Genomic DNA, 4,274 nt, shown 5'->3' with positions numbered 1-4,274 from the left:
CGTCACGGGTACGACGGTAAATCAACGTGGTGTCTGCACCAGCACGACGCGCAGTACGAGCACAGTCAATTGCCGTGTTACCACCACCGATCACCGCGACTTTCTGACCCGTTACATAGTTTTGCTCAGTGACGTAATCTTTAAGGTAATCAACGCCTAAGTAGCAACCTTCAAGGTCACTGCCTGTGTAATGCATTTCAACCGCTTGAGACGCGCCGACAGCTAAACACACCGCATCGTATTCTTCGCTCAATTGAGAAAGCGTGAAATCCACACCCAGCTTTTGATTAGTGTGAACTTGCATGCCATTACGGCACATCAGTTCGATTTCTTTATCGAGAATGTCTTTTGGCAAACGGTATTCTGGGATGCCATAACGCAACCAACCGCCCACTTTTGGCATGGATTCAAAGACCGTAACTTCGTAGCCTTCGTTCGATAGGTAATAGCCAGCCGTTAGACCACCAGGACCACTGCCGACGACGGCAATGTTCAAACCTTTGCTTGGTTTCTTTTCTGGTACGTAGGCTTCATGCGCAGACAAATCCGCATCCGCGGCATGACGTTTAAGCTGACGAATTGCGATAGGTTCATCGACTAACGAACGGCGACATTCGCTCTCACAAAATGCTGGGCATACGCGGCCAATCGATAACGGCATAGGAAGCGTACGCTTAATCACTTCAATCGCTTTTTGATGATCGTTCTGTGCGATGTGATAAAGGTACGATTGGATATCCACTCCCGCAGGACACGCGGTTTTACATGGCGCTTCACAATCGGCGTAATGGTCCGTCATGATGCGGTTGAGTGCTTTTCTGCGGTGCTCGCTTAATTGTTCTGATTGCGTGACCACATTAAGGCCGCGGTAAACTTCGAGCTCACACGCACGCTTAGTACCGCCACTTTCGACTTCAACTACACACAAGTCACACGGTACTTTTTCATTACTTTTGTTCATTCCGCACAGCGATGGGATCTCGACCCCACACACTTTTGCTGCTTCTAAAAGGGTTAGACCCTCTTCTACAATTCTATATTTTCCATCGATGACAATTTCTATCATGCAACCCCCGCAGCAAAGCAAATCCAAATCTGCACAAGTAAAACCATGCATTCTATAAGGATAATCATTTGTAAGACAAGTTAGTGTGATGTAAAACTTATAAACCACATTTTTCACGTGTCATAAAAAGCAAGGGCTTCTTTCGCTAACTTTCAACACTCGGTGTTTAACAAACGTTTTACTCCCTCGAAAGTGCGAAAACTGAAGGGTTGGACTATTTTGATAATAAAAGTAATATAATAAATGATTGACCTTACCCTTAGGTTAACCTTTAGAATCGAAGGGTTTTCATCATTTTCATCAAACACATGGGAAAGGGTATGCACTTAAAATCGCTGCATACAATCTGGTTAACTCTCTTCACGACGCTAGTGCTATTGGTATCTAGTGTGGCGAACAGTGAGCCGTTGATGAATATTCAAATGATGTCTACTGGCATGGCTCACCATCCTTCTATAATGAGTGACAGCGAACACTGCGGTATGCCTGGCATGATGGACGTATCCATGACTGACGCTTCTATGTCCGAAGATGGCGATGTAAGAGAAACCAGCATGAACTGTGGTGGAGGCTCCGGCATGGTTCACACCTGCTGTACTGCCGCGTGTACGATAGTTTTCGTCCCCCTACCGAATCCTGTCAATAGCCCAATGCCCGTCGTCTATCGCGCAACCATTACTCCTGAAGTTGCTTCCCCAGTCGTACACGTCAGCCGCGACCTATACCGACCTCCTATAGCCTAAATCCGTCCTAGCATTCGACCCTGCGCGTGTATCGCAGGTTGTTTTAATGCGCCTGAAAGATGAGGTAACAAGGCTTTACTGTTCCCGCAATAAAATCCGCACCTCCATCGATCCGGCGAACACTGGATTTAGATTATGGATATCAAACCATACCGCTTAGCTGCACCTATTTTTATGGTGGCTCTGGTCGCTGCGCCAACCTTGGTTAACGCCGCAGGTAAAGAGACGCACGCAGCGCAAAATTCCGCATCAAGCGAGCGAGCTTCAACGACCAAGCTTGCCCAACTGATCAACGTCGCTTTGAGTAACGATGGCAATCGTAAGCAATACTCAGCGCAATCTGCTGCCATGCGTGAAACGGGCGTCGCAAGTGCAACCTTGATGGACCCAAAACTGAAAGTGGGTTTTGGTGGCTTGCCTGTCGACAGCTTCAAATTCGATGAAGATCCAATGACCAACATCTCCGTTGGTTTAATGCAACAGTTTGAGCGTGGCTCTACGCTTGATTTACAGCAGAAGAAAGCCAATCAACAAGCCGACGGCCTTGGGCTTCAAGTTCATGCTCGTGAGCTTGAGGTAGCCAACAGCATGACTCAACTTTGGTTAGAACTTGGTTACCAGCAACGCGCTGAACAAATCATGCTTGAGAACCGCAAGTTGATGAAGGAAATGGAAAGCTTTATTCAAACCAACTATTCGATTGGTAAGAGTGAAGCGCAAGATCTGCTCAACGCCCAACTTCAAGTCAGCAAGTTGGATGAGAAACTGCAAGCCAATGCACAAATGCAACGTCGTCTTATATCTCAACTCTCCGAATGGTTGGGGTCAGATTGGTTGGCAAACGAACAGGCTCTGCACGCGAGCAATCAATTGAACTGGGACACACTGAACAGCAAACTTGCTGCCAGTCAGCGTTCCACCAAGCATTATCAGCAACTCAGCCAACACCCGATGGTTAAGATGGCCGACGTCAGCATCTCTACCAATAAAACTCAGGTGGAAATTACTGAGCAAGCCTACAACCCGCAATTTGGCGTCGAAGTAATGTACGCCTACCGCCAAGCCGACAACATGATGGGTGAGCCCGCCTCTGATTTGGTTAGCGCTTACCTCACCATGGACATTCCACTGTTCACCGGTGACCGCCAAGATCGCAATCTCGCGGCCGCTCAATACCAAGTTGGCGCGGCACAATCGCAAAAAGACACCTTACTAACGCAGATGAATGCCAAGGTGAACACTTTGCTGGTTGATCGCGGCAACTTAACCCAACGCTTAGAACGTTATCAATCCACCTTATTGCCTCAAGCGAAAGCGCGCATTCAAGCCGTTGAGCGGGGTTATCAAAACAACACAGCGCAGTTTAACGATGTGATTTCTGCCACCACAGACGAGTTGGCTCTGCAATTAGAGCAACAACGTCTGCTGACCGATCTCAACATCGCAAACAGCAATTTAGCCACCCTACTGGGTGGTTTCGACTATCAAGTGGCTTCACCGGAAGCTCGCTCTATTTCGACATATTAATTTGTGATTCCCCAAGATAGTTGGGGCTACAGCTAGGCGGCAAACGAGAGAATCCCATGAGCACTTTCCCTAACAAACTAAGGGATCCTCTATGTGATTTGGGTGAACGAGAGCAGGCAACAACGCTGTAGCGTCAAATGTGAAGGGGAAAATAAGGTAAAACAATGAAAACATTTAAAATTGCAACCATCGCGCTGACTGTTGGTGGTGCTTTAGGGTTTGGTGCTAATCATTTTCTTACGGGCTCGACTCACGACATGAGTGCGATGGGTGGCGAGTCTGCTGCAAGCTCTAATGCTCCGCTTTACTGGGTTGCCCCAATGGATCCGAACTACAAACGCGACAAGCCGGGTAAGTCCCCAATGGGCATGGATTTGATTCCGGTTTACGCAGAAGACCTATCCGGTGAACAAGACGCACCGGGTACAATGACTATTGACCCTTCAGTAGAGAACAACCTCGGGGTTAAAACCGCAAACGCGACACTACAACAGCTATCACCACGCATCGAAACGGTTGGCTATATTGCCTTTGATGAAAGTCTGTTATGGCAAACCAACGTTCGTGTGGCGGGTTGGGTAGAAAAACTCTACATCAATGCTGTGGGTGAGAAAGTGAAGAAAGGCGATGTGCTTTTCACGCTCTACTCTCCAGAACTGGTTAAAGCACAAGAAGAATTGCTGAATGCGTACCGCACTGGGCGCAAAGGTCTTGTAAAAGGCGCGACCGAACGCTTGGTAACGCTTGGGGTTGACCGTGCTCAAATCAAATCCATTACTCGTAGTGGTAAAGCATCGCAAACCATTGAAATCAAAGCGCCTGCCGATGGCGTTATCGCGAGCTTAAACGTGCGTGAAGGTGGCTATTTGTCCCCTGCTCAAGCGGTGATCAGTGCAGGTCCCTTGGACAATGTTTGGGTTGATGCGGAAGTCTTTGAG

4 protein-coding genes are annotated in these 4,274 nt (G+C 48.0%); 3 read left to right on the top strand and 1 reads right to left on the bottom strand.

Annotation, left to right across the window (positions count from 1 at the left end):
- A partial coding sequence (locus IQR33_RS26575) for an FAD-dependent oxidoreductase (RefSeq protein ID WP_193844203.1) occupies positions 1 to 1,066 on the bottom strand: 1,066 nt, incomplete at its 3' end.
- 320 nt (positions 1,067 to 1,386) lie between these two features.
- On the opposite strand from IQR33_RS26575, the gene IQR33_RS26570 reads away from it, so the two are divergent.
- The 3 genes from IQR33_RS26570 to IQR33_RS34515 all read left to right on the top strand — a co-directional run.
- The gene (locus IQR33_RS26570) at positions 1,387 to 1,809 is read left to right on the top strand and encodes a hypothetical protein (protein ID WP_033906805.1); all 423 of its coding nucleotides are present in this window, start codon (positions 1,387 to 1,389) and stop codon (positions 1,807 to 1,809) included.
- A gap of 135 nt (positions 1,810 to 1,944) precedes the next feature.
- Positions 1,945 to 3,336 (top strand): TolC family protein, encoded by a 1,392-nt coding sequence (locus IQR33_RS26565; RefSeq protein ID WP_193837208.1) that lies wholly within the window; start codon positions 1,945 to 1,947, stop codon positions 3,334 to 3,336.
- Between the two features lie 164 nt (positions 3,337 to 3,500).
- Positions 3,501 to 4,274 (top strand): efflux RND transporter periplasmic adaptor subunit (locus tag IQR33_RS34515; protein ID WP_228014166.1); only part of this gene is annotated, 774 nt, incomplete at its 3' end.

It is taken from the genome of Vibrio sp. OPT46, from assembly GCF_015163535.1.
GTDB classification, from domain to species: domain Bacteria; phylum Pseudomonadota; class Gammaproteobacteria; order Enterobacterales; family Vibrionaceae; genus Vibrio; species Vibrio alginolyticus.
The sequence above is the reverse complement of the archived record's forward strand: the minus strand, read 5'-3'. Positions and strand labels throughout refer to the sequence as shown.